Source organism: Synechococcus sp. CC9311 (genome assembly GCF_000014585.1).
GTDB lineage: Bacteria > Cyanobacteriota > Cyanobacteriia > PCC-6307 > Cyanobiaceae > Synechococcus_C.
The window spans coordinates 840,030-864,256 of the sequence record NC_008319.1 but is presented as its reverse complement, the minus strand read 5'-3'; the positions used below and the strand labels follow the sequence as shown (position 1 = coordinate 864,256).

General features: G+C 52.6%; 23 protein-coding genes. 18 read left to right on the top strand and 5 right to left on the bottom strand.

The genetic code is table 11. The features are described from left to right. Window positions 1-211: 211 nt before the first annotated feature. Window positions 212-478, bottom strand: coding sequence for a hypothetical protein (locus tag SYNC_RS04475; RefSeq protein WP_011618889.1), 267 nt, complete (start codon window positions 476-478; stop codon window positions 212-214). Between the two features lie 1,336 nt (window positions 479-1,814). On the opposite strand from SYNC_RS04475, the gene SYNC_RS04455 reads away from it, so the two are divergent. The 10 genes from SYNC_RS04455 to SYNC_RS04405 all read left to right on the top strand — a co-directional run bounded on the left by SYNC_RS04455 (window position 1,815) and on the right by SYNC_RS04405 (window position 10,561). Continuing rightward, window positions 1,815-2,183 carry an AbrB family transcriptional regulator gene (locus SYNC_RS04455; protein ID WP_006852244.1) on the top strand — a complete coding sequence of 123 codons (369 nt, stop codon included), beginning with the start codon at window positions 1,815-1,817 and terminating at the stop codon, window positions 2,181-2,183. A 106-nt stretch (window positions 2,184-2,289) separates the two neighbouring features. Further along, entirely contained in the window at window positions 2,290-2,514 is a 225-nt protein-coding gene (locus SYNC_RS04450; RefSeq protein ID WP_011618885.1) for a hypothetical protein, read from the top strand. Between the two features lie 432 nt (window positions 2,515-2,946). Next, a complete protein-coding gene (locus tag SYNC_RS04445; RefSeq protein ID WP_011618884.1) occupies window positions 2,947-3,687 on the top strand; it encodes a carbonic anhydrase in 741 nt (246 codons plus the stop codon). A 942-nt stretch (window positions 3,688-4,629) separates the two neighbouring features. Next, entirely contained in the window at window positions 4,630-5,226 is a 597-nt protein-coding gene (locus tag SYNC_RS04435) for a 5-formyltetrahydrofolate cyclo-ligase (protein ID WP_011618880.1), read from the top strand. A gap of 20 nt (window positions 5,227-5,246) precedes the next feature. After that, window positions 5,247-5,723 (top strand): hypothetical protein, encoded by a 477-nt coding sequence (locus tag SYNC_RS04430; protein ID WP_011618879.1) that lies wholly within the window; start codon window positions 5,247-5,249, stop codon window positions 5,721-5,723. Window positions 5,724-5,731: 8 nt separating this feature from the next. Further along, a complete protein-coding gene (locus SYNC_RS04425; RefSeq protein WP_011618878.1) occupies window positions 5,732-6,193 on the top strand; it encodes a SufE family protein in 462 nt (153 codons plus the stop codon). Window positions 6,194-6,229: 36 nt separating this feature from the next. Continuing rightward, window positions 6,230-7,546: a homoserine dehydrogenase gene (locus tag SYNC_RS04420; protein ID WP_011618877.1), complete on the top strand. Its 1,317-nt coding sequence runs from the start codon at window positions 6,230-6,232 to the stop codon at window positions 7,544-7,546. Window positions 7,547-7,659: 113 nt separating this feature from the next. Beyond that, complete coding sequence (locus SYNC_RS04415; protein WP_011618876.1) at window positions 7,660-7,905, top strand: hypothetical protein; 246 nt, start codon at window positions 7,660-7,662, stop codon at window positions 7,903-7,905. A gap of 26 nt (window positions 7,906-7,931) precedes the next feature. Continuing rightward, the gene (locus SYNC_RS04410) at window positions 7,932-9,542 is read left to right on the top strand and encodes an ABC transporter substrate-binding protein (protein WP_011618875.1); all 1,611 of its coding nucleotides are present in this window, start codon (window positions 7,932-7,934) and stop codon (window positions 9,540-9,542) included. Further along, window positions 9,542-10,561, top strand: a complete 1,020-nt coding sequence (locus SYNC_RS04405) for an ABC transporter permease (protein ID WP_011618874.1) — start codon at window positions 9,542-9,544, stop codon at window positions 10,559-10,561. The genes SYNC_RS04410 and SYNC_RS04405 overlap by 1 nt, the downstream gene beginning before the upstream one ends. On the opposite strand, the gene SYNC_RS04400 is transcribed toward SYNC_RS04405, so the two are convergent. Next, a complete protein-coding gene (locus tag SYNC_RS04400; RefSeq protein WP_148201839.1) occupies window positions 10,555-12,201 on the bottom strand; it encodes an alpha/beta hydrolase in 1,647 nt (548 codons plus the stop codon). The two genes, SYNC_RS04405 and SYNC_RS04400, sit on opposite strands and share 7 nt — an antisense overlap. A gap of 11 nt (window positions 12,202-12,212) precedes the next feature. Here SYNC_RS04400 and SYNC_RS04395 point away from each other — a divergent pair, with 11 nt between their 5' ends. The 5 genes from SYNC_RS04395 (at window position 12,213) to SYNC_RS04380 (ending at window position 15,615) form a co-directional block, all read left to right on the top strand. Next, window positions 12,213-13,508 carry an MFS transporter gene (locus SYNC_RS04395; RefSeq protein WP_083756088.1) on the top strand — a complete coding sequence of 432 codons (1,296 nt, stop codon included), beginning with the start codon at window positions 12,213-12,215 and terminating at the stop codon, window positions 13,506-13,508. Beyond that, entirely contained in the window at window positions 13,474-14,154 is a 681-nt protein-coding gene (locus SYNC_RS04390; RefSeq protein WP_193328841.1) for a Coq4 family protein, read from the top strand. The genes SYNC_RS04395 and SYNC_RS04390 overlap by 35 nt, the downstream gene beginning before the upstream one ends. A 4-nt stretch (window positions 14,155-14,158) precedes the next feature. Beyond that, window positions 14,159-14,518 (top strand): hypothetical protein, encoded by a 360-nt coding sequence (locus tag SYNC_RS04385; RefSeq protein WP_011618870.1) that lies wholly within the window; start codon window positions 14,159-14,161, stop codon window positions 14,516-14,518. A gap of 398 nt (window positions 14,519-14,916) precedes the next feature. After that, on the top strand, window positions 14,917-15,060 hold the full coding sequence (locus SYNC_RS14595) for a hypothetical protein (protein ID WP_167897166.1): 144 nt from the start codon (window positions 14,917-14,919) through the stop codon (window positions 15,058-15,060). 258 nt (window positions 15,061-15,318) lie between these two features. Then, window positions 15,319-15,615: a hypothetical protein gene (locus tag SYNC_RS04380; RefSeq protein ID WP_011618868.1), complete on the top strand. Its 297-nt coding sequence runs from the start codon at window positions 15,319-15,321 to the stop codon at window positions 15,613-15,615. 463 nt (window positions 15,616-16,078) lie between these two features. Here the strand turns inward: SYNC_RS04380 and SYNC_RS14200 are convergent, their stop codons facing one another. Together SYNC_RS14200 and ychF are read right to left on the bottom strand one after the other, a co-directional pair. Further along, window positions 16,079-16,372 (bottom strand): hypothetical protein, encoded by a 294-nt coding sequence (locus SYNC_RS14200; protein ID WP_148201838.1) that lies wholly within the window; start codon window positions 16,370-16,372, stop codon window positions 16,079-16,081. A gap of 306 nt (window positions 16,373-16,678) precedes the next feature. Continuing rightward, window positions 16,679-17,770: a redox-regulated ATPase YchF gene (ychF, locus tag SYNC_RS04375; RefSeq protein ID WP_011618866.1), complete on the bottom strand. Its 1,092-nt coding sequence runs from the start codon at window positions 17,768-17,770 to the stop codon at window positions 16,679-16,681. Between the two features lie 168 nt (window positions 17,771-17,938). On the opposite strand from ychF, the gene SYNC_RS04370 reads away from it, so the two are divergent. Beyond that, the gene (locus SYNC_RS04370) at window positions 17,939-19,114 is read left to right on the top strand and encodes an efflux RND transporter periplasmic adaptor subunit (RefSeq protein WP_011618865.1); all 1,176 of its coding nucleotides are present in this window, start codon (window positions 17,939-17,941) and stop codon (window positions 19,112-19,114) included. A 24-nt stretch (window positions 19,115-19,138) separates the two neighbouring features. Next, window positions 19,139-22,123, top strand: a complete 2,985-nt coding sequence (gene polA / locus SYNC_RS04365) for a DNA polymerase I (protein ID WP_011618864.1) — start codon at window positions 19,139-19,141, stop codon at window positions 22,121-22,123. Between the two features lie 62 nt (window positions 22,124-22,185). Here the strand turns inward: polA and SYNC_RS04360 are convergent, their stop codons facing one another. Then, a complete protein-coding gene (locus SYNC_RS04360) occupies window positions 22,186-23,406 on the bottom strand; it encodes an MFS transporter (RefSeq protein WP_255321998.1) in 1,221 nt (406 codons plus the stop codon). A gap of 523 nt (window positions 23,407-23,929) precedes the next feature. Between SYNC_RS04360 and SYNC_RS04350 the strand changes: the two genes are divergently transcribed. After that, window positions 23,930-24,118 carry a hypothetical protein gene (locus tag SYNC_RS04350; protein WP_011618861.1) on the top strand — a complete coding sequence of 63 codons (189 nt, stop codon included), beginning with the start codon at window positions 23,930-23,932 and terminating at the stop codon, window positions 24,116-24,118. Window positions 24,119-24,227 lie beyond the last annotated feature (109 nt).

Genomic DNA, 24,227 nt, shown 5'->3' with positions numbered 1-24,227 from the left:
TAAAGAGCTTAACAAGGTAACAACATAACCATCAATTTCACCTCCCTGGGGCGTCAATCAAAATCCAGAATTGGGCAATACGCCAGGGTCTGACAAGTGGATTGCCCTATGGAGTAGTTATGCATGGATTCAGCAAGCACTCGCAGCAGAATGCAACTTCAACCGACCTGCACTGTTTGAACATGATCATTCCGGAAAAACTCGAAAGAAATTACTGAGGCTCAGTGGGGTACAGCTTCCACTCCGCATCATCTGGAATCGATGGAGGTATTAACAGATCAGCAGGCTCCGAGAACACCACCCTCCACTCCGGCACCCTGCACGGCACATAGTCGTGATGCTCAATCCTCACCCCACCAATTACGGAAGGAGCTCCGTACCAGCCCCCCTTCCAACTTCCCTCCGTTTTCAACGGATCGCCTTTGAACCAAACCCAGCAACGGGCATTGGGTTGTGTTGTTGATTTTGGTGCAGGCATTCACTTACCAGCGGAACTCAGGTTCTACTCAAACCTCGAGAAAGAAACCATCGATGACCTGAAACAACGGGCGAGAGCCTGTGATCCTGACCATCACTGCAACCAATGAGAGGCCCCAGCGATCCACTCAGCCCAATGGTTGCTCCAATCAATTGAGAGGGTGTCTCAGCAACAAGGTCTGATCCATGGTCGTCAAAGAATCACGCATCGTTCTCCCCCAGAAACTAGCTCAACCATGATTCCCAGCCTTGCATGGTTGCGGCAAAGACTTGGACATTGAAAGTCGCTGCAAATACAGGACTTGTTATCAAACTAAGGATGGAACCAAAGACTGGATCACTCATGACCCATCAAGAGAAGACTGTCGACGCAAAACTGGTTGACCACAACAGCCTCAACGGGCGGTCACCCATCAGCACTGGTTTCGTTCGCGAGCAATAACACACCGAGGGCAAGAAATAGCCAACCATTGTCCAAAAATGCATCAAAGCCATGGGCCGGCTTTATGACACGCCAAATAATGAAGCAGCAGCGGTGACTGAGTTAGCTGCTGACGACAAAAACAACGCGCACTTAAAAGCCCTGGAGGCTTGAAATCCACGCACTGAGTGAAAATCGAGAGCTTTTGATTGATCCATCTGCTGTAGACCAGCGATAGCGCTGAGAATCACGATCTCATCTAGCTTTTTAGGGAATGCAACAAGCGCCAGCACAAACCTCAGCTGAGCGGTGTTGACCGCCGAGAGAGCAGAGGTGACTTAGTGCTGCATTGTATTAAAGGTTTCGATCAGCAAGCGCTGAGCAACGGTTTCGCCAAGCCTGCCTACTTCCTTGGATTAAACGGACTTTGTGAATCGCATCCTGATGCTGGATTGCGCACACGAGAGAAAGCTGTTGCGGGACGATCGGTGATAACAGGCGCTCCACTCAGCACAACCAAGGCTGCCACCATGTTGACAACATTCTTGGTAGTCAACTCAATCCGAAACCATTCGAGGAGCTCGTTTATCTCATTGATCTTGGGCGCCAGGAACAAAGACATCAGCTCCAACCCATGAGGATGTAAGGCACGCCGCTGGTTCAAGCAGCAAATGAGTCCAGAATTAAAATGAAGTTCACCATCTGACTCTGCTCTAGCTCGAGAGGATTATCCATAAACCTCAAAAGCATTGCAGCAACTAGAAAAAAATGGTCAGCGCTTCCTGCATTCTGAAGAACTATCGAATCAGAATCGTTTCCTGTCAGAGAAAGAGGCAAGAGGGAAAGCAGCTGATATGGGCAAATAGTTGACTAGTAGGCATGGAGTTTGTTAGTAATAGACAAACGAAAGTTTCAAATGCTTACCGGATCCGAACTGCTCACCAAGGTCAAGGACCTAGGCGATGTTTCCAAGACTGATCTCGCCACAGCTTGTGGCTACGTCTCCAAAAAGAAAGACGGAAGCGACCGGGTCAATTTCACAGCCTTTTATGAGGCTCTCCTCAATGCCAAGGGCATTGACCTCGGCGGCGGAAACGCTGGCGTTGGTAAAGGTGGACGCAAGCTTTCTTACGTTGCAACAGTTCAAGGCAACGGCAATCTGCTGATCGGCAAGGCTTATACAGCCATGCTTGATCTCCAAGTTGGTGACGAATTCACAATCAAGCTTGGCAAAAAAGCAATTCGCCTGATTCCTGTTGGTGGTGAGGAAGAAGGCGACGAGTGAGTCCTTCTCTCAACGATTGAGTTAAGCCCCGCCTCCAGCGGGGTTTTTTATTGCCAAGCACTCACGTGATCAGCCGAGTAGAACGTCAAGATAACGTCATAGTGGGATGACCAGAGTCGAAGAAACTGCCATCAATCTCACCGTGCAGTGGCTTCAAAACAATGGATACGAGAGCGCCGATGACTTTTTGGAGACAGGCGGAAATCTTGTACAACTCGCAGAAGATCTCTACCACAAGGAAACAAAGGGAGATCTGCAATGTGTTTGGGGTGATCGAAAACGTCGCGATGGATTTGCTGGTTCGCTATATCTCGCGGCAGAATCGATTTAAAAGCCCCATACATGTGCGAGCAAGCCAAGGCGCAGAATCGATCAGACAACAGTCAGTGAACGGATTGAACAAAGACTCAAATCGGTTCTCATCTTGAAGAGATTAAGGAAGGGATCGCACAGACTGATAACTGGCATCGATCGTTCTAGTGAACGTCCTAGTCGCTCAGAAATCGACGATAAGCCTCACCGCGCCAACTAACCTGCATGAAGCCAATGCTGCCAATAGCTTGGGATTAGAGTGACCAGAGCACTTCAATACGTGTGATTGGTTCAAGCGCCTTGCCTAAACTTTGCAAATCACCTGCACCGGCGCTTGATCAGCCCCCACAGTATTGATTCATTCTTGCCCACTCGATTTTCAACGCCAGGCGTTGCCTGCCCAAGAGGAAGTGTCTGTAAACAGAATTGAACATCACGACAAGCAGGTTTCGTGACACTCAATCGACGCTCTTTTCTGTTTCGTAGTGGTCTAAACGCTTTTGGTCTTGCGGCTGCGATGCAGTTGATCAAGCCAGCCAAGGCCGAAGCAGCATTTCTAGCGCCCAAGGAATCCGCGAGATCCTGCCGCCCAGACGATTCACTCACTGCACTAATCGAGGGAAATGCGCGGTTTGCGGCAGCTTGGCAAGCGAAGAACAAGGCAACAAGTTTGAACGATCGTGCGCAAGTGATGTCCAACCTTTGGTTAGACAATTGCTTCCTTCCTGCAAGCGTTCTGGAAGAATCTCAATCCCCTTGGGCATCTATCCTTAGCTGTGCTGACTCCAGAGTTGCTCCGGAATGGATTTTTGATGCTGCTGCTGGTGATTTGTTTGTCGTCCGCAGTGCAGGGAACACGCCTTTTAACGAAGGGATTGCCTCTCTTGAGTTTGGCGTTGCGGTCTTAAAAACACCCTTGATTTTGGTATTGGGCCACAGCAATTGTGGCGCTGTCAAGGCAGCTCGATCGAGTCATTCACTCACACCACTGTTCGATCAGCTGATCATGCCGATACGAGCCAACTTGGTCCCAGGGAACAACTTAGAGAATGCTGTGAAGAATAATGCCAGTGCTACCGCTCAACAGCTCAGCACGCGCAGCGATGTTTTAGCAAATGCGGTTCAAATGGGGAATCTTCAGATCGTGGCAGGGTATTTCGACATTGCCTCCGGAAAAGTCTCCATCATCTGAATTTGCATTGGGCACAACACTTCAGGATTGTTGTGATGGCTCTTGGTGCAGGAGCTGGATCAAAACATTCTTTGATTTGCCTCTTTTCACGAGGCCAAGGAAGACGATTCAACGTTGATCCCAACTCTCCACTTCAATGTGCTGGGCTGTCTTTACAGGGAACAAGTAAGAGCACTAGGAGCGAGTGAAATCATCTATTAATGAGTGATGAACACTTGACTCAATCCTTTTAATCGCCTGTGCTGATTAGTCGCATTGGTAAGACATCATCTCCAACAGCCCCACTCACAAGGACTTCAGTAGCAGAGAGCAACGCAATCACTTGGCGATCTGGTTTGCGTCCGATCGAAATGCCAAAGGCCCCAGGCCGGGATCAAGAGTGGAGGTGCAAGCTGCGCTGATTATTGAACCCAATTCACTGAGCATTGAAACCGATAGGTAAATGCACCAACTCCAATTTCTTTACAGGTGGTATCTACAACTGTTGCCCCCTTAGGGACACTCCGCATCGCTTGAGCCGTAGCCATCTGTTCGTTAACACCCTGGGCTGTCGATGTGCCCTTTTCAGCTGCAGCCACTGGTAAGGCCAACAGCAGAAAAACACAAAAGAAAACAGTTCTCATCTTTCAACTCGGCGTGTTGTTAACGATTAAACAAGAAGTTGGGAACAAGACAGCCGTTCTTCAGCGCTTTCTTTCAATCTCCCAGGTCTGAAGATGCTTGTCGGCATAAGCATTGAGCTTCTTCAACCAAGTTTTGAGCTGCTTCAGCCAGGTTTTTTGTTTCTTCATCAGCCTCTCTTTTTTGTTACCGCGAAGTTACCTCAATCATCACCCCCCCCCCAACCCAGCCGTAGAACTCAACTCCCAAACAAACTGCGGGAATGGCTCAACACCTGATACAACCTGAGGATCACTGCATCGCATTCTGCGAAGCAAGCTCATGAATAAACAGGCACTTAGGTCTGAATACCGCCGTGTGCGCCATGCGCTGATGCCAAAGCTGAATGCGGCACTGGTTCAAAGCGTGCTCGCTCATCTGAACGCCCAGCCACGTCCTCACCGCCAAGGAGCCATTGGAATCACCTGGCCACTTCCGGGAGAACCAGATCTACGCCAGCTGGCCGAACTTCAGCCTGCCCCCCTTGCCCTGCCTGCAACGGCAGAGGACTACAGCGTCACCTATCACCCTTGGCTAGAGGCCCCATCGCCAACAGAGCTTCGCGGAGATGCCTTTTCCATTCCTGCCCCACTCTCATCACCAGCCTTGAAACCAGAGGCAATCGCCCTCTTGCTCATTCCCGCCCTTTCAATCGATCAACACGGCGTGCGCCTTGGCTACGGAGGCGGCTGTTATGACCGATTGCTCATCCAACCGGGGTGGTCAACGCTGCCGACCTTCGCAGTCCTACCAGAGGCTTGCATTCATCCCACCTTGCTACCGGCAGAACCCTGGGATCGGCCCTTGGATGGCTGGATCACTGAGCAAGGCTGCAGCTTGCGTAGGGCTAGCCAGCAGAGCGAATGTTCTGCAAGATGAATTCTCGTCAGCCCGTTGCCATGACCGTGTTTTCACGCCGCCTGCTGGTCACATGCACCGCCATCGGTCTTGGCTTCATGGCTGGCCAGCAGGCCAAAGCCCATGGGATCGAAAGCTCATTGCGCTATCTCGATGGCCAATTAGAGCTGAGTAGCAGCTTTTCCACAGGCGAACCCGTTGAGGGTGCCGCTGTCCGCCTGCTCAATGCCGATGGAACCCCTGGAGAGGAGCTCGGTGAGATCGGAGTGAATGGACAACTGGTCTTGACACTGCCAGACCTTGTTGAAGGCGTCTTGGACTTACAAGTAGATGGTGGTCCTGGACATCGCGACTATTTGGAATTACCGATCCGACAGGGCAGCGTCTTGCTGGACGAGGTGGTGCAAAAGCGAAACCAATCCCCAGTGCTACCGCTTTTGGCCTGGGTGGGGGCACCAACCCTGCTCGGACTTGTGAGCCTGATGGTTAGGGTGCGGCCTTCCAGTCTGAGTCGCTGAATCCAGCCATGGCAGACCCTAGCTGCTCTTCAAGCCAATACGGAAGCGAGGCACTAGACCGCCTGGCAGATCGACTCAGCGGCACGCCAGACCCACGCAAGCGTTACGAATACGTGCTGTGGCTGGCCAAAAAGCTCCCGGCCATGCCAGTCGAACTTCAAACCGAAGACCGCAAGGTTCAAGGTTGCGTGTCTCAAGTATTTATTCACGCCGATCTCAGGGACAACCATGTGTATTGGCAGGGAGAGTCCGATGCATTGATCACCAAAGGGTTACTCGCCCTACTCATTAAAGGGATGAGTGATCTCACCCCTGATCAGGTCTTGGCAGTCAACCCTGCGTTCATTGCCGCTACCGGTCTGCAAGCAAGCCTTACCCCCTCGAGAGCCAACGGGTTCCTCAATATTTTGCGAGCGATGCAATCCCAGGCTCATGCCCTAAAAAACACCGATAATGCGATCTATTCATAGAGTCTTCTGATCAGCGACGTAAACGGAACCTGTCCAATGTCCACCCGGATCGGAATCGGCCTTCTCGGTCTCGGCACTGTGGGTGCCGGAGTGGCAAGCATTCTCCAGACACCTGAAGGGAGACATCCTCTAATCGCTGACCTGGATTTAGTGAGGGTGGCGGTTAGAGATCGAAACCGCCCACGGCCCATCGCTCTGGACGCAAACATCCTCACAACATCTCCTGAAGCCGTCGTCGACGACCCTGCAGTGAACGTTGTGGTGGAAGTGATGGGAGGCATCGAGCCAGCTCGCACTCTGATCATGCGCGCGATTTCCGCCGGGAAGTCGGTAGTTACTGCGAACAAATCCGTGATCGCCAGGCATGGCGAAGAAATTGCTGCAGCAGCTGCGGCCGCAGGTGTGTATGTGCTGATTGAAGCCGCTGTTGGCGGCGGGATTCCGATCATTGAGCCTCTCAAGCAATCGCTCGGAAGCAACCGCATTCAGCGCGTGAGCGGAATCATTAATGGCACCACTAATTACATCTTGAGTCGGATGGCTGATGAGGGTGCGGATTACAACGCTGTCCTTCGCGACGCCCAGGATCTGGGTTACGCCGAAGCGGACCCAGCTGCAGATGTCGAAGGGCTTGATGCTGCAGACAAAATCGCCATCTTGTCTGGATTGGCCTTCGGGGGGCCCATTGATCGCAACGGCATCTACACGGCAGGGATCAGCACGCTGCAAAGCAGAGACGTGGATTACGCCACGCAGTTGGGCTATGGCGTGAAGCTCCTTGCCGTGGCCGAAAGCATGGAGCCCGATCCCAGCCATCCCACGTCCCTACCTCTGGCGGTCAGCGTTCAACCAACCCTGGTCCCCAATGATCATCCCCTCGCCGGGGTGAATGGGGTGAACAACGCCATTTTGGTCGAGGGGGATCCGATCGGAAGGGTGATGTTTTATGGACCCGGTGCTGGCTCTGGCCCCACCGCTTCGGCCGTGGTGGCCGACATCCTCAACATCGCTGGGGTTCGCCAACTCAAGCCAGCAGAAGGAAATCTGGACCCTCTGCTTGCAGCCTCGAGCTGGCGCGCATGCCACCTAGCGAACACGGAGCAAACCAGTCAACGAAATTACGTGCGTTTCAAAACAGAAAATGCACCTGGCGTCATCGGCCGGATTGGCAGCTGCTTCGGCGACCACAACGTCTCCATCCAATCGATCGTTCAGCTCGAAGCCAGTGATGCGGGAGCTGAAATCGTTGTGATCACCCACGTTGTTGGGAATGCGCAAATGAGTGCAGCTCTCAAAGCTATTCATGCACTTCCCGGGGTCCTGAGCCTGGATGCCCATCTTGGCTGCCTTTGATTAGGTCCACACCGTGAACCCTCCCTCTGGCGCTTAAGCCCCAAGATGAGGCAAAGTCGTAAGAACTATCACAAAGCAAATCTGCATTTGCAGATCTGTGCTCTTAACCGTTCATGTCGAACGAACTGACACTGGCCTACGGATCACACTGCGATCAGCAGAGTTCTCGGTCTGTCATGACGCTCCATCAAGGTGACTGCATCAAACTCCGCTCAGGCGAAGGTCCGTTTCAAGTTATTGGGATTGATGACGACCATGACCGTTGTTGGATCCGCCAGTGGCCTCTCGATCCCCATGGTTGCCCAGTATTCGAAGTCGCTCTTGAACAGATCTCAAGTCCTACAGACGAGATCGACTAACAACGGCAGAGCCTCTAGGACGTTGAATGGCGGTTGATCTCAAGAATCGCTGCGTGACTGATCGCCGTCGCTTCAGCCTTCAGGCCAGCGTGTTGATCGGCTTGGCTCTTGCCTTCAGCCAAAGTGCTTGCCAACCCAAACGCCAGAGCGAGCGCCTGACGGTGGCAAGCGCCGGGCGCATCTCCTCACTTGATCCTGCACTGGCCAGTACGACAGGGGCGTTGCAAGTCTTAAGTGCCCTCGGCGACACGCTCTACATCCGAGGCAACAACGGAGACTTTGAGCCCCAATTGGCCGCATCTAAGCCAGAGGTCAGTGTGGACGGCCTCAGCATCACCATCCCTCTGCGGCGGGATGTGCTGTTTCACGACGGCAGCCGCTTTGACGCAAAGGCGATGGCCTTCAGTCTGAATCGCTTCTTACGCATCGGCTCCCAGCGCTATTTGCTGAGCAATCGCATCGCAGCCATTGAAACGCCCAGCACCTTTGAGATCCGTCTGCGCCTTAAGCAGCCCTCAAGCTCGATCGAAAGCCTGCTGACATCGCCCTATCTCACCCCCGTATCTCCTAAGGCCTACGCAAACCATGCCGATCGGTTCCTCAATGATCGGTTCATTGGAACGGGCCCCTACACCCTCAGCAGCTTTCGCAACACCCAACAGCGTCTCATCCCATTCCGTCAGTACTGGGGAGACCCTCCGAACAATGTGGGACTCGACCTCATCAATCTCAGCAATTCCACAGCACTGTTTGGAGCCCTCATCAGCGGAGAGGTGGATGTATTGCTGTCGAACTCCATCGATGAAGACCAGAAACGAGCCTTGAGCCAACGGGCTGACAAGACGCTCCTTCAAGAGAGCAAAGGGCCTGCCATGAACATCACCTTCGTGACCCTGCGCAGCAACAGCCCACCGCTGCAAAGTCAAACCGTGCGAAGGGCACTCGCCCATAGCCTCGATCGCCGGCTGATCAGCACCCGCGTTAGCTACTCGCAAAGAGAGCCATTGCGCTCACTGATTCCACCAAGTTTGCGAGGAGGCAAAACCGAACCCTGGCCGACCTACAACCTCGCCACAGCCCGAAAGTTGTTTCAAAAGGCCGGGTACTGCAAAGGACGTCGACTGCAAGTGCCCTTCACGTTCCGCACCAACGTGCCCTCCGATCGATTAATGGCACTCACCTGGCAAGCTCAGCTGAAACGTGATCTGCCCAATTGCGTCCAAATGACCCTCAACGGAGTGGAGTCGACCACGGTGTACAAACAGCTCAGCGAGGGATCGTTCGAGGCGGTGATTCTTGACTGGAGTGGCTCCTATCCAGATCCCGAGGCCTATCTCTCCCCATTGCTCAGTTGCAAGCGCGCCAAAGGAAACATCTGCGAGAAAGGTGAAGCCGTAGATGGCGGAACGTTCTGGACCACACCAGGGCTCCAAGAGGCCTTGAGCCGTAGCGACATGCTGAAGGGAAATCCACGTCTTCAAGAGCTGGCAAACGTGGATGCAATAGCAGCACGAGGAGCTCCTTACATTCCGGTCTGGTTTGTGGCTCCGAAAGCCTGGGCTCAGCTCCGTTTGAACCCTCCCATCTTTAATGGCAACGGGCTCGTGGATCTGGCCCAACTGGGAGAGCGACGCTAATGGCACGGGGAAGGGAGCTTTTTCGCTACTGCGCAACGCGACTCGCACTAGCTCCACTGATGCTTTGGCTGATCGCCAGCCTGGTGTTTCTGCTACTCCGTGTCGCTCCAGGGGACCCTGTGGATGCAGTACTTGGGAGTAGGGCCCCAGAAGCGGCCAAAGCCGCCCTAAGGAGCAGCTTGGGCCTCGATCAATCACTTTGGAATCAATATTTAGATTTTCTAAGCCGACTCGTTCATGGAGATTTAGGCGTTGCCCTGATTAATAACGAGTCGGTGCGTTCGATCATCAGCAAAACGCTCCCTGCAAGCCTGGAATTGGGCATCACAGCCTTAATCATCTCGGCCGTTTTGGGCTTGGCCGTGGGATTTAGCGGGATTGCTCGACCCGAGGGGAAATTTGACCTCGCAGGCCGCTTCTATGGAATTGGCACCTATGCGTTACCCCCCTTTTGGGCGGCCATGCTCATCCAGCTCGTGTTTGCGGTCATGCTCGGCTGGTTGCCCGTTGGCGGCAGATTCCCTCCCAGCTTGATCCCCCCAGAGGGCAGCGGTTTTCTGATCTTTGACAGCGTGATCAGCGGCAATTGGTCGGCCCTCCAAGGAACCATTCGGCACCTCGTTCTTCCGGCCTGCACCTTGGGCCTACTGCTGAGTGGAGTGTTCACGAACGCGCTAAGGCTGAATCTGAACCGCACCTTGAGATCGGATTATGTGGAATCAGCGAGGAGCCGAGGACTGAGCGAAAATCAGGTAGTGCTGCGCCATGCCCTACCCAATGCTCTGCTGCCCGTACTCACCATTGCAGGCATCACGGTTGCATCGCTCATCGGTGGAGCTCTGCTGATCGAAGTGACCTTCTCCTGGCCAGGAATTGCCATGCGCCTTCAAGAGAGCATCAACCAACGCGACTATCCGGTTGTGCAAGGCATCGTTGTGGCCATCGCCGCCCTCGTCGTGATGGTGAGCGTGGCCGTTGATCTCTTGGTGGCAGTGCTCGATCCTCGCATCCGTTACTGATGCACTAAGGCTGACGCCGCTTCTCGATCGAGCCGATGAAGGTGAAGCTCTCCCCGCTTCAAATGCAGCGTCTTGGCCCTGGATCGAGGCTCAGCCTTGCTCTCTTCTTGTTCCAATAAAAACTGCACCACCTCCTGCTCCAAGAGCGCTTGCACCTTGAGCGGCTGAACACCTACGAGTTCTTCTCCCAGCTGAAAAAGATCCTCACCCCGTCCACCTTGCCTTTGCCCCTCCACCCGCACGGGGGAAAAATGACTCGCTCCCTCCACAAGCACCACTCGACTGGAAGGATCGGCAGGCATCGCCAACAACAAACCCAACTGTTCGCTGATCGGTGGCGTGATCAGATCGAGGGTGCCGCCCGTGAACAACACAGGCACTTTGACGATTTTCGAAAGAGAGTTGGCAGGCCAAAGCAAGCTGCCAAAACTGTTGAAGCCAATCACAGCCGACAACGCATTGGGTGCGACTTGCTTGGGCAAAGAAACATCTACTAACTGACACTGCAACAGACGCGACAGGTTGCTCAACGGCAAATCACCCAAAACAGAAGAGCAACGACGCGCAAGACCTGGAGCTGGCCTTGCACCTGTTGAAAGCAGTGCACTAAACGCACCCAGAGAGTGGCCAGCTAAGACCAAGCGTTGACCTGGCACCTGAAATACTCCCTGAGCGCGGGCCTTAAGCAAGGCATCAAGATCCTTGAGCCGAGCGGGAAGCACTTCGGCACCGGGAGGGGAAAGACGCCCTTCCAATAGCGCTTGGACCGCCGCGTCATCGCTGCCAGGTTGCTCTGGAACTAAGACGGCCCAACCTCGACGACTGAGGCCGCGGCCAAGCCAGCGGAAATGATCTGGGCTGCCCCCTAAACCGGGCATCAGCACCATCCATTGCTCTCGCTTTGGGGCCCCTTCCACAGGCAGCCAAAGCTGAAACCCCAAAGGCTCCTTGCGATGGCTGACCTCCAAGGACATCAGGCGCGGCTCTAACCATGGGTCAGAGTCTTGAGGGGAGACCGCAACACGATTCGAAGCTGAGGCCGTGAGGGGGATGCGATCCAGACGGCGCACCAAGTTTTGTTGGCGCTCAAGTTGCATCCGCCAACCGGATGCCAGCTCAAGCAAAAGATCGAGATCGAGACGAACACTTTCAGCAGGCAATGCCTCAAGCAAATCCAAGCTTGAAATTTGCTGCTGTTGAGTTAGGAGTTCGTTGATCGTTTGTCGAACAATGACCCCCTCCGTGTCATCATCCACCCGCACTAAATCAGCAATTTGATCTAACAATTGCCGGCCAGCCCAGCTATTCAACAGCTGACGCGCCATGCTGCGATCCAGGATCACAGGCGCCTGAAGCAGCTCCAACACTCCGGCTCGACTCTCTGGAGCTAACAAGGAGAACCAAGTACTGAGCTCGGAGCGATGACCTCCATCCGACCGCGCCCATTTCGCTAAATCACCAATGGAAAAGGGAATAACCGTGCCATCGATCTGCACTTCCAGCTGAGAAGCAGCCCACAACGGACGCGGTAAGACGCCTAAAAACAGCAGACTGCAAGCACAACCTGCAGCTATTCGCAGTCCTGTTGAGCGTCTTCGCAAGGCCAAGACCAGTCCACTGGTGGAACCAGTTTCCCGCAACTTTGCAAGAAGTGGCGTTTATTCGCCTGCTCGCTTCTTTTGGAGCGGGTGGTGTCATTTATCTGACACCGATCGTGTTTCACCAGGCCAGCTTCACGGCAGTGCAAGTGAGTCAAGGATTGGCGGCGTCTGCCTTGATCGGCACGGTGGCCAGGCTGTTGAGTGGGGTCTTGCTGGACCGCGGTCTTACCTGCTCATGGCCAGTCCGAGCAGCTGCTCTGCTCGCCTTGATGGCGGATTTGGTGTTGTTTCAGGCCACAGGCTTCAACGGATACCTCGTTGGACAGTTGCTGATCGGAGTGGCGGCCGGCCTCTATTTCCCTGCGATTGAATTGGCCGTTCCATTGAGCTGCAGCGGTTTTACTTCCAGCCGTGGATACGCTCTCGCTCGCAGCGCTGACGCCTTAGGAGTTGCCGCTGGCGCCTTAGTTGGTGCGGTGTTGACCGCCATGGAGATGATCCGGATGGTCTATGCGGTGGAGGCCGCGGCCGTATTAAGCATGCTGGTGGTGTTGTTGCTCACGCCCCTACCAGACGGACGGGCAGCGCTACTCCATGCCAGCGCCGCGATCACGAATAACCACAAACTCAACGCTGAGAATGCGTCGCACGGCGACACCAAGACAGAAAACAAAGCCAACCCAGAGGCCGATTGGCGCTGGCTTCTGCCCCTGATTCCAGTGCTCATCGTCAGTGTGATCGCCACTGGAATCGTGTCTTTAATGCAAAGCGCACTGCCGCTCGACATGGTGCGTGGAGGGCTTGCCCGCGCACCGCTCAGCGAAGCCTCGAGCGGCGGCTTGATTGCTTGGCAGCTACTTCTCTTGATGGTGCTTCAGTGGCCCATCGGCAACTGGGTTGCAAAGCGCAGTCTGCGTTTTGGCCTTGGCATGGGCCTACTTGGATTCATCACAGGCTGCCTCTTATTGGCTGGGTCAGCGCTCTGGGCGGGAGGCAGCAGCCTGATTGCGCTTGCGATGGTTCCGATCGCCTTTGGAGAGGCGGCTTTTTTACCAACCGCAGCAGAAGCAATGGTGGAGGAGACACCACTGCAACATCGCGGTTTAGCCATGGCCTTGTTCTCGCAGTGCTTTGCGATCAGTGCCATCGCAGCACCTCTCTTAGCAGGTGCCCTTTTAGACCAACAGGGTCACGGCTTGGTGCTTTGGTTATTGATGGCTGGCACTTGCTTAGCAGTGGTGCCCCTGCTGAAGGCCGTTAGGCCCCGCTACAAGCCAAATTTGAGTGGAAGCCCAATTGAGGAACCCTTAGATGCCACGAACCCGAGAACTGCTGCGCTCCGTTAAAAATTTGCGCATCCTGCACGAGATTGCAGTTACCGAGGGAGCACTCAAAGGGGTAGGTGACCTGATCGACAACTTCATCGACAGTGAGGCGATGGTGATTTCAATCGCGCGCTTTAAAGCCTTACCTGGCGGCGCAGAAATGATGGAACAGCGCTTCCCAGCCTTTCAGCCACAGATTGAGGTGCTGGAGAGGCTCCCGGAAGGAACATTGGGCCGGGCCTATGCAGGAATGATTCGCAGCTTGAATTACGACGCTGACTTTTTCCGTCCCCGAGACACAAGCACAGAAGGGCTCTGGCTCACTCAACGCATCGCCACCACCCATGACATTCATCACGTCATCGCTGGGCTCAACACCCAAGCGCAAGGGGAGTCAGCAGTGTTGGCAATCACAGCCACTCAGATTGGCTTCCCCGCCTACGTACTCCTCAACCTTCTGGCCAGTTTTAAGGCCTTCCGCTTTCAACCAGCTGACCACGAAGCCATCAGTCGAGCCATCGCTCATGGACAGCGCGTAGGCCTGCAGGCCAAGCCCCTCGTCTTACAGCGTTGGGAGGAAGGCTGGGAGAAACCTCTGAGCCAATGGAGAGAAGAACTCGCCATCCCTATGGCCACAGGCGAGACTTTCAGCGCGAACTACGAATAAGCCCATGATGCCCCGCACAACTTTGCTGTGGATCAGCCTTGGTTTGATGCTGAGTCAATCGATCCTTTGGAATAGGGCACAAGCCCAAACGTCCGTGCAAGACATGCGTCGAGGACTCGTGGGTCAATCTGCTTACGCAGCCTGCAAGATGATTCATGCTAACTACAGCCAAAAGCGTGCTGATTTAATCGTGGCAACAGCAATCAAAACAAATAACTGGGAGTCCCAAAAGGGCTGGTTAAAGTCTTCACAAGCCACTCAAACCATCAAACTGGTGAGCGAAGCCATGAACAAAGAGTGCACAGACTTCAATCAAAACAGCACACAATTCATTCCAGCGATGGAGGCAATTGAAGCCCTTTGAGAAGCAAACAGCATAAACGCCCTGGTCGTAAAAATTATCTGCTAATTTATTTCACAAAAGTCGATTTTTCAATCAAAAAAACAACAAGCCGGTGTCAAAAATAATGTGACAGAGGGATATCAAATCGATCTCGCGACGAAACGAAATACCCTCATCCCCCTGCCACAAGTTGGTTTTTATTGCCTGTTGAATAGAAGCAAAGATTGCGACCTGATCTGGTGATGTAGAGATAAGGGTGATACGGCAATAGTGAATGGATCAGGAGGATGGGCGCCCCGTATAACTTAAACCAATGAAATTCTTTTCTGCTATCGACACTAAACATGCAGTTGTAGCCTAAAAGCAGACGGGTCTCGCCTTCTTGTCTACAATAGGCAAAAGCAAACCTACACAATCAAATGAAAAAAACCAACAAGAGCAATAAGGGTGGCTTCGGCGAGTACACGCCTGAAGGCATTGCCAAAAAGAAGCTTCAAGACAAGCGAGACGAGAAAGCAAGTAATTCTGCTGACAATGAACCGAAAGATTGCGGATGCTGCTGATACCGAATTCGCCTAAATGGGCTGCAAAATATTTTCTTAAGTGAGAGGATTTACTCCGATAGGAATTTGCACGAACCCCGCTTAGAGCGGGTTGAAGCGGGGAACGTTCTAAGCAGTAGTCCTCTTGCAACAGGACTTGTTGGCATGGCCATGAACTAGCCATCACTCAGCTTTGATTCTTTTGAGCTTACAAAATGTATCAAAGGAATATGTTTTCTTCGCGACGCAAATCAGATTCAAAGAATTAGTCACAAAAAAATGATTGAGGATTATGTTAATTGGATTGAATCTCATGCTTCTAGCGCTGAGGACGCTTGGGATCGCAATCATATATTTTCACTATCAATAGATCTTTCGCTTGAGGATGAAGTCAAGATGGCTGGATACTCACAAGTTGATAACGAGCAAGACACTCTAGATGGCTACCAAATCAACGGGAATGAAATCATCTTTAGCCTGCCAAGCCCGAATGCCGAATTAATTCAGAACGAATTAAGTTCAAACTGGCAAGAGGAGGCAATTGTCATTTTGGGGTTATCAGATAGAGAGAAATAATCAATCCTGTGTCAATCCAACCCAATATCCACTTGCCCCAACACAAGAAGAGGCTTTGATTTGCTGTTGATTAGTAGCGAAAGCAACGAGATCACTAAAACAAGGATGCTAGCTAGGCACATTGGAGTAGACGAATACGCCACTATTCATTGCCTTCCAGATAGCTAATGCCCGCTAATTGAATCAATGCCGCCATCAACAAGTGCCACTCAAGCAAGAATCAGCTTTGAGGCACCAAGAAGATTACATGTTACCTCGAAACATAGCTCACTAGTATTAACCAGAAGCAAGTTACTCGCCCCTCATTATCGTCAAGCAGCCAGTTTCACCTACGGTGCAAGTTGTGGAGTTGTTATCAATAGATTGGTTCGCATTAGAGAGTCTCCGCTAGAGATGATTGAAAGAATTTATTCTGCAGAAAGCTCAGCAGCCTTACAGATAAGCCATAATCAAACGACTGATCTCATGCAGGTTGATCGTTGTAAAAAAAAACACTAACACCTACCATGTCCCAAAGTCGATAATAAAGATTGAACGGAATGAGAAATAACTGACAGCCAAGATTGATGCATACACCAATTTCGGTATGCCCTTGAGCTAGGAAAACATAAGAAACTATGACTAAAGAAGCTCCAACACTTCTTAGTAAACCAAGAACCTGAGAGGATTTAACGCCAAACCATCCATGATCCAAAGGATTCCAAGAAAGCGCACAAGCAATACTGCCTTTTGAAGAGTTTTCATATTCCTTAGGCATTGGTCAAGAAGGTGAAGATCCTTTTCTGACAACACCATCGCCTACTTGGCAATCAGATGTTCCGGCTTCAATCAACATGAACTGTGAGATTTATCACAAGGCCTCTCGCCAATCAAATTCATGCACCTGGCAGAAATTTGCGTTGAGAATATCTCATCCAATAAACACTTAACGGAATCAAACTGGCCATTGAGGAATTTCTCAAACAAAGCCCACAAAAAACCTTAATTTCCAGCTTCTATACCCAAAAAATCGCAAAAATGAATAATGCTTCTATTGTTCAGGAAATATCTTTTAAATCACAAATTACACATTAAACAAAAATTCCATCACATCTCCTTCAGCTACGAGATAGTCCTTCCCTTCACTACGCAACCATCCCTTATTTCGAGCCTCTGAGAGAGAGCCAGCCTCCAGCAACTTCTCCCAACCGATAGTCTGTGCACGAATGAATCCACGCTCAAAATCAGTGTGAATCACTCCTGCCGTTTGCGGCGCAGTCATGCCTGCACGGAATGTCCAAGCACGTGTTTCTTTTTCACCTGTTGTGAAGTAAGTGCGTAAGCCTAATAAGCGATAGGTGGCACGAATAAGACTGCGCAAGCCTCCTTCACTCACGCCGAGACCTTCCAAGTAATCAGCACATTCTTCATCACCCAACTCAACCAACTCCGCTTCTACCTGAGCAGAAATGCGGACGGACTCAGCACCTTCTTTCTCTGCAAGAGCCACAACCTCTTCGCAATAGGCATTACCCGCAGCCAAATCGTCTTCGCTCACATTGGTGGCGTAAATAATCGGCTTAGCGGTAAGCAATCCAAGCGGTTTGATCATCAATGCCTCTTCCTCCGTCAGCTCAATGCTGCGGGCAGCGCCTCCGGCTTCGAGCACCTGTTGAATGCGCTCTAGAGCCTCATCTTCCACTTGCGCTTCTTTGCTCGTGCGCATTTGCTTTTTCAGCCGCTCACGTCGCTTTTCAATCTGAGAGAGATCGGCCAAGCCAAGCTCAAGATTGATCACCTCTGCATCGCGAGCAGGTCCCACCGATCCAGAAACGTGAATGACGTCATCGTCTTCAAAGCAACGGACCACGTGAACAATCGCATCGACCTCACGGATATTGGAGAGGAACTTATTGCCCAAGCCTTCACCTTGACTGGCACCCTTCACCAAACCGGCGATATCTACGAACTCCATCCGTGTAGGGATCAGCTCTTTGCTCTTGCTGAGGTCGGAGAGCTTCTGGAGACGGTCATCGGGAACCGCCACCGTTCCCACATTCGGCTCAATGGTGCAGAACGGAAAGTTCGCAGCCTGAGCCTGCGCATTGGCCACTAGGGCATTGAACAAGGTGGATTTGCCGACGTTGGGCAATCCGACGATTCCAGCTTTAAGCATGTGGGCAAATCTATCCACCGACCCTCAGCAGCCTCTACAACGACAAACCGCACCAAAGGCACGTTTATTGCACGAATACGTTGCTAATACGTGCAAATTCCAAGCTGACATCTCGATTCGCCCACGCACAGGCGAGACTATGTGTGAAGTTCTGATACAGGCGCTGTCATGGTCAGCCAACAACGGCAAACCCCATCACTCGCCAAGAACCATGACTTGACTTCTCTCACTCGCCTCAGCGGAGATCGACGACGACGCAAACGCTTAGTTATTGCTGGTGTGGCGGCAGCTCTTGTGGGCGGCGGAAGTCTGTTTTGGATGCTGAACAGCAGTCGCAGCGGGGGGCGCGACTTATCCGACTACACCGTTGAAGCCACCCTTGGCTCCCTTCCTGGTGTCATCACCGCTAGCGGCGAATTAGAAGCGATTCGCCGCGTCAACGTGAGTCCCAAAAAGGGGGGGCTACTCGAAGCTTTGCTCGTTGACGAGGGAGTTCGAGTTGAGAAAGGACAGTTACTCGCCCGCATGGACCGAGGTGACATTCAGGACCGTCTGGACGAACTCAAGGCTCTGTCACGACAAGCCAAAGCCGACTACGAAGCCAAAGCCTCTGACTACAAACGACGTCAGTCGTTATTTGCAAGTGGTGTGATCAGCGCAGCAGATCGGGATGATTACCGAGCCCGTTACCTCAGCAGCAAAGCCACCTTTGAAGCGACCCAGGAAAGAATCCAACAACGTGATGTTGAGGGTGATGAACTTTTAATCAGGGCGCCGTTCAGTGGTTTGATCACAGAGCGCTACGCCGAACCAGGCTCTTTCGTAACGCCCACCACCTCAGCATCCTCCTCAGCAGGCGCCACCAGCTCTTCGATCGTGGAGCTCTCCCAGGGCCTCGAAGTCACAGCAAAAGTGCCAGAAAGTGATATTGGTCGTATCCAAATCGGTCAGGTCGCAAACGTCCGCGTTGATGCCTTCCCTGATCGAAGCTTTTCCGCTGAAGTTCGCGATATCGCACCGCGCGCTGAGAAAACCAACAACGTGATTTCCTTTGAGGTGGAACTCACCCTTCTGAATCCGCCTCCCATCCTGCGCATCGGCATGACCGCAGACGTGAACTTTCAAACCGGTCGCACCGCAGCGAGCACTTTGGTACCAACCGTGGCAATCGTGACGGAAGACGGCAAACCAGGGGTTTTGCTGGTGGGTAAAAACGACCAACCCACATTCCAGGCCATCGAACTGGGCTCCAGCGGCGGCAGCCAGAGTGCGATTCTCTCGGGAGTGAAACCGGGAACCCGGGTGTTCATCGACTTGCCACCCTGGGCCAAACAGCGCGACTAATCCAGCCCACCCCTGCCGAAACCCATGAGCTCCACCTCCGATCAACCCCTGCTCCTGCTGGTGGATGGACACTCACTGGCATTCCGTAGTTTTTATGCCTTCAGCAAAGGTGGGGAGGGAGGACTGGCCACAAAAGAGGGAATTCCTACGAGCGTCACCTATGGATTCCTCAAGGCCCTGCTCGATAACTGCAAAGGGCTGAAACCCAACAGTGTGACGATCGCCTTCGATACAGCTGAACCAACCTTCCGCCACAAGGCCGACCCCAACTACAAAGCCCATCGCGACGTCGCACCCGCTCACTTCTTCCAAGACCTTGAGCAGCTCCAAGCGATTCTGACGACGCAGCTAAAACTGCCCCTCTGCCTGGCGCCTGGCTTTGAAGCCGATGATGTTCTCGGCACCTTGGCTAACCGCGCAGCGGCTGATGGATGGAGCGTGCGCATTTTGAGCGGCGATCGCGACCTCTTCCAACTGGTCGATGACAGTCGCAACATCGCTGTCCTTTATATGGGCGGTGGGCCTTACGCCAAAAGCAGTGGCCCCACCTTGATCGATGAAGCCGGCGTGCAAGCCAAGCTCGGCGTCGCTCCCACCAAGGTGGTTGATCTCAAGGCTCTCACCGGAGACAGCTCCGACAACATTCCTGGAGTGAAGGGGGTGGGCCCGAAAACAGCGATCAGCCTTCTGAAGGACAACGACGATCTCGACGGGGTGTATCGGGCCCTAGCTGAAGTGGAAGAGGAGGGGCCCAAAGCGAGTCGTGGAGCGATCAAAGGGGCGCTGAAAGCCAAACTTGCCAACGACAAAGACAATGCCTACCTGTCGCGGCACCTGGCTGAAATCCTGGTGGACATTCCGCTGCCAAAGGAGCCCAAACTCGACCTGGGAAGCGTTGACGGCGATGGACTGAGTCAGCGTCTTAAGGAGCTCGAGCTGAACAGCCTGATCCGTCAGGTCCCCAACTTCGTGGCCACCTTTTCCAGCGGAGGATTAGCGGCTAACGCCCACCTCCTGGCCAAAGCAGAGGAGGAGCAACGCACCGTCAAGGATGAAGCCGCAACATCAGCTCAACCATCAGGGCCCGAGGCGATATCCGAGGCGTCTTCCAGCCAAACCCAACCGGTCTTGCGACCAGGAATCGTTCAAACCCTGGATCAACTCAAGGCACTGCTTACGCAGTTAATGAACTGCCGTGATCCCCTGGCCCCCGTTGCCCTTGACACGGAAACCACCGATCTCAATCCATTCCGCGCTCAGCTGGTCGGCATTGGCATGTGTTGGGGGCCTGGATCTGACGATCTGGCCTACATCCCGGTGAGTCATCAAGGCGATCCCATCCCGGATCAATTGCCACTGGAAACGGTGCTCCAAGCCCTTGCTCCTTGGCTGGCGAGTGGTGAGCACCCCAAAGCTCTTCAGAACGCCAAATACGACCGCTTGATTCTGTTGCGCCATGGCTTACCCCTTGCCGGTGTTGTCATGGACACCCTGCTGGCTGATTACCTCAGGGATGCGGCAGCAAAACATGGCCTGGATGCAATGGCCCAAAGGGATTACGGCATCAGTCCCACGCTTTTCAGTGATCTGGTGGGAAAAGCCAAAGAGGGAAAGGCCAGCAATTTCTCCGAGGTACCCCTGGAATCAGCCGCTCAGTACTGCGGCATGGATGTACATCTCACCCGCAAGCTCGCCATCGACCTCAACCAACAACTTGAGGCATTAGGGCCCCAGCTTCCAAACTTGCTTAGCAAGGTGGAATTGCCCCTGGAGCCCGTGCTGGCAGTGATGGAGGCCACCGGTATTCGCATTGATGTGCCCTATCTCGAAGCGCTTTCCTGCGAAATCGGAACCAACCTGGAACGGCTGGAAGCAAGCGCAAAAGAGGCTGCAGAGATTGATTTCAACCTCGCATCCCCCAAACAACTCGGCGACTTGCTGTTCAACACCCTCGGGCTGGACCGCAAAAAATCAAGGCGCACCAAAACCGGTTACAGCACCGATGCCACCGTGCTCGAGAAGCTGGAACACGATCACCCAGTTGTGCCCCTCGTGCTTGAACATCGGGTGCTGAGCAAATTGAAGAGCACCTATGTGGATGCGTTGCCCCAACTGGTGGAAGCGGAAACCGGACGGGTCCACACCGATTTCAACCAAGCGGTGACCGCAACAGGCAGGCTCAGCAGCAGCAACCCCAACCTGCAAAACATTCCTGTACGCACGGAATATTCCAGGCGCATCCGCAAGGCCTTTCTGCCTCAAGACGGCTGGACTTTACTCAGTGCCGACTATTCACAAATCGAGCTACGCATTCTCACGCACCTCTCTGGAGAAGAGGTCTTGCAACAGGCTTACCGCGATGGAGACGACGTGCATGCCCTCACCGCGCGCTTGCTTCTCGACAAAGACGAGGTGTCGCCCGATGAACGACGACTGGGCAAAACCATCAATTTCGGCGTGATTTACGGCATGGGCGCGCAACGCTTTGCTCGCGAAACAGGTGTCAGCCAAAGCGAGGCCAAAGACTTTTTGAGCAAATACAAACAGCGCTATCCCAAGGTGTTCGCTTTTCTAGAACTTCAGGAACGTCTCGCTCTTAGCCAGGGTTATGTGGAAACGATTTTGGGACGCAGGCGCCCTTTCCACTTCGACCGCAATGGGCTCGGCCGCCTCAACGGCATGGATCCACTGGAGATCAACTTGGAGGTAGCGCGTCGCGGCGGGATGGAAGCACAGCAACTTCGCGCCGCGGCCAATGCTCCGATCCAGGGCTCCAGTGCGGACATCATCAAGCTGGCAATGGTGCAGCTTCAAGCAAAACTTGAAAGCAAAAATTTGCCCGCCAGACTTCTTTTACAAGTGCATGATGAGCTCGTGCTCGAAACGGAACCCGAGGCGCTAGCCGTTGTTGAGGAACTGGTGGTGCAAACCATGAAAAACGCCATCGATCTGTCTGTTCCCTTAGAGGTTGAAACAGGAAATGGAGCCAATTGGATGGAATGCAAATAAGGAGCCAAAAACCTACAAAGACTTCTATCTATGTTTAAAAAGTGAACCATCATTGCCAAATATCATGAGATCACTTTATTCAAATTAGGAGCATTTCTCCAATTCACAGCCAAAGCAATGATTGCCACCCCGCCACATACAATCGCAAATTGGAATGGTGCCTGGGGGCCAACAGAGGCAATTAATTGACCACCAAAAAAGGAAACAATGGCGGCCGCAAGGGTGAAGAGTGAAGTGGCAAAACCCATGACCCAGCCCTGCTCTTCTTTGGAGACAGATTCAGAGAATCCTGTCAACATTGTTGGATAAGCAATACCATGCAATATTCCTGAAGGGAGCATGATTGCCAAGGCCAAAGGTCCAGAAGGAACCAGCAAGAATGCCGTTACACAACAACAAAACAACACGGTGCAGCTCGCCATAATGGCCCGTTTGGAAAATCGAGCATTCAAAGGCTCAACAAGCATGCTGCTCGAGGCAATCAAGCCAACACCCATCAAAAACATTCCAACGCTGGAGCCCGTAGCTCCGTAGCCAAACCGTGTGGACAGGTTGGCTGACACAAAAACATAGAGTCCTAAAACGCACAACATATAGGGAAAGAACGCCGATGAGACACGTCGAACCGACTCTCGATTAAGGGCATCCGTTAACAACTTGAACACCACCAATGGATTGGTATCCATTGGACTGGTCTCTGTCTTGACATCTTCAAATCCAAAGAAGATAAGCATCAACCCCACAAAACACAAAAAACCACCAATAAGGAATGGCAAGTGTGAGGATGCCAGGCCACCAAGCAGATCCTTATCTGAGAAGAGTCCGCCAATAATCGGTCCCACCACAAGACCAAAACTCATTCCAACCGTTGCAAGCCCCAAATTTCGAGCACTTTCTCGATCACTTTTAGCAAGATCAATCATCGCTGCTGCAGCAATTGGCTGAGCTCCAGCAGTGAAGCCAGTAATCCCCCTAGAGACCACCAAAAGGCTGTAATTATGTGAAACCAGCGCTACCGCTGCAATGGCGTAACCGGCAATGGCACCGATCAAACAAATCAGAATCCCCTTCTTACGTCCAATGCTGTCTGACAGCCTTGAAACATAAATCGATCCAAAAAACCAAGTCAAAAAGAATGTGCCAATGGCTATTCCATAGAGAAGAGCGCCTTGCGATTGTGAAACGCCAGCTTGAAGAAAGCCACCATTGGGCCGCATCAACAAGGCCGCGAAAATAGGGAAGGCAAGACCTTGACCCATCACATCAACAAAACAAGTAAACATCAATGCGAAAATCGCAAGCGACATCAAGCTTCCCCCCTTTCAATTAATTTTCTTTCAAAAAACTAGCAAGGACATGATCAACAGCAATGCCGAGACTGATCACTGACATAATCCACAGCCTCAATGATGGTCAAAAAAATTGCAAGATCGATCTACCCAACACCAATAACAATCAACTATCACCGTCCATTGATTAGATTATTAGCATTCAAAAGCAAGAGCAAAGTGCAAATTTTTGGCTGGAATTGCAGGATCGTCATCCATGAGAATGGGGATCAACTCCATCGATCTCATTTTGCTATTCTCGCAGAAATCATGTCAAATAACGGCTGGTTTTCCAACAGCATCATTAGAATCCTAAGTGGAATCAGCCTTGTCGGTTTTGTGGTTAGCTGCATTCAGCAAAAGCAAATCAAAAAGGGAGTCATCAATATCATTTGCATTCGCTACGGCCTAGCCATGCCGTTGTCACATTCTTGCTTCAGCCCTATCCGCTGATGTTGGTTGGCAAGCCTTTTGGAGATTGATTCCTGGATGGGCCGCTGCTCAACTCGTCATTGGCATCCCTGGCCTCGTCACACAACGACTACCGGTCCATGACCATCGTTTTCTAGTGGCTTGGAGCATCGCAGGATCAGGGATTGCCGCTTCTATCGCAACTTCAGCGACGCAACCACTGCAATCCACCGCTCTTGAGGATTCAGTGATCTGAGTTCAGCTCGCGCTCGGCAGCGATCTCACCTACCGGCGGGACTAGGGGGCAACACCAGCTCGGATCTACCATCCAGGAAAGGTTTTTGATCTGCGCAGGCAGGCATCAA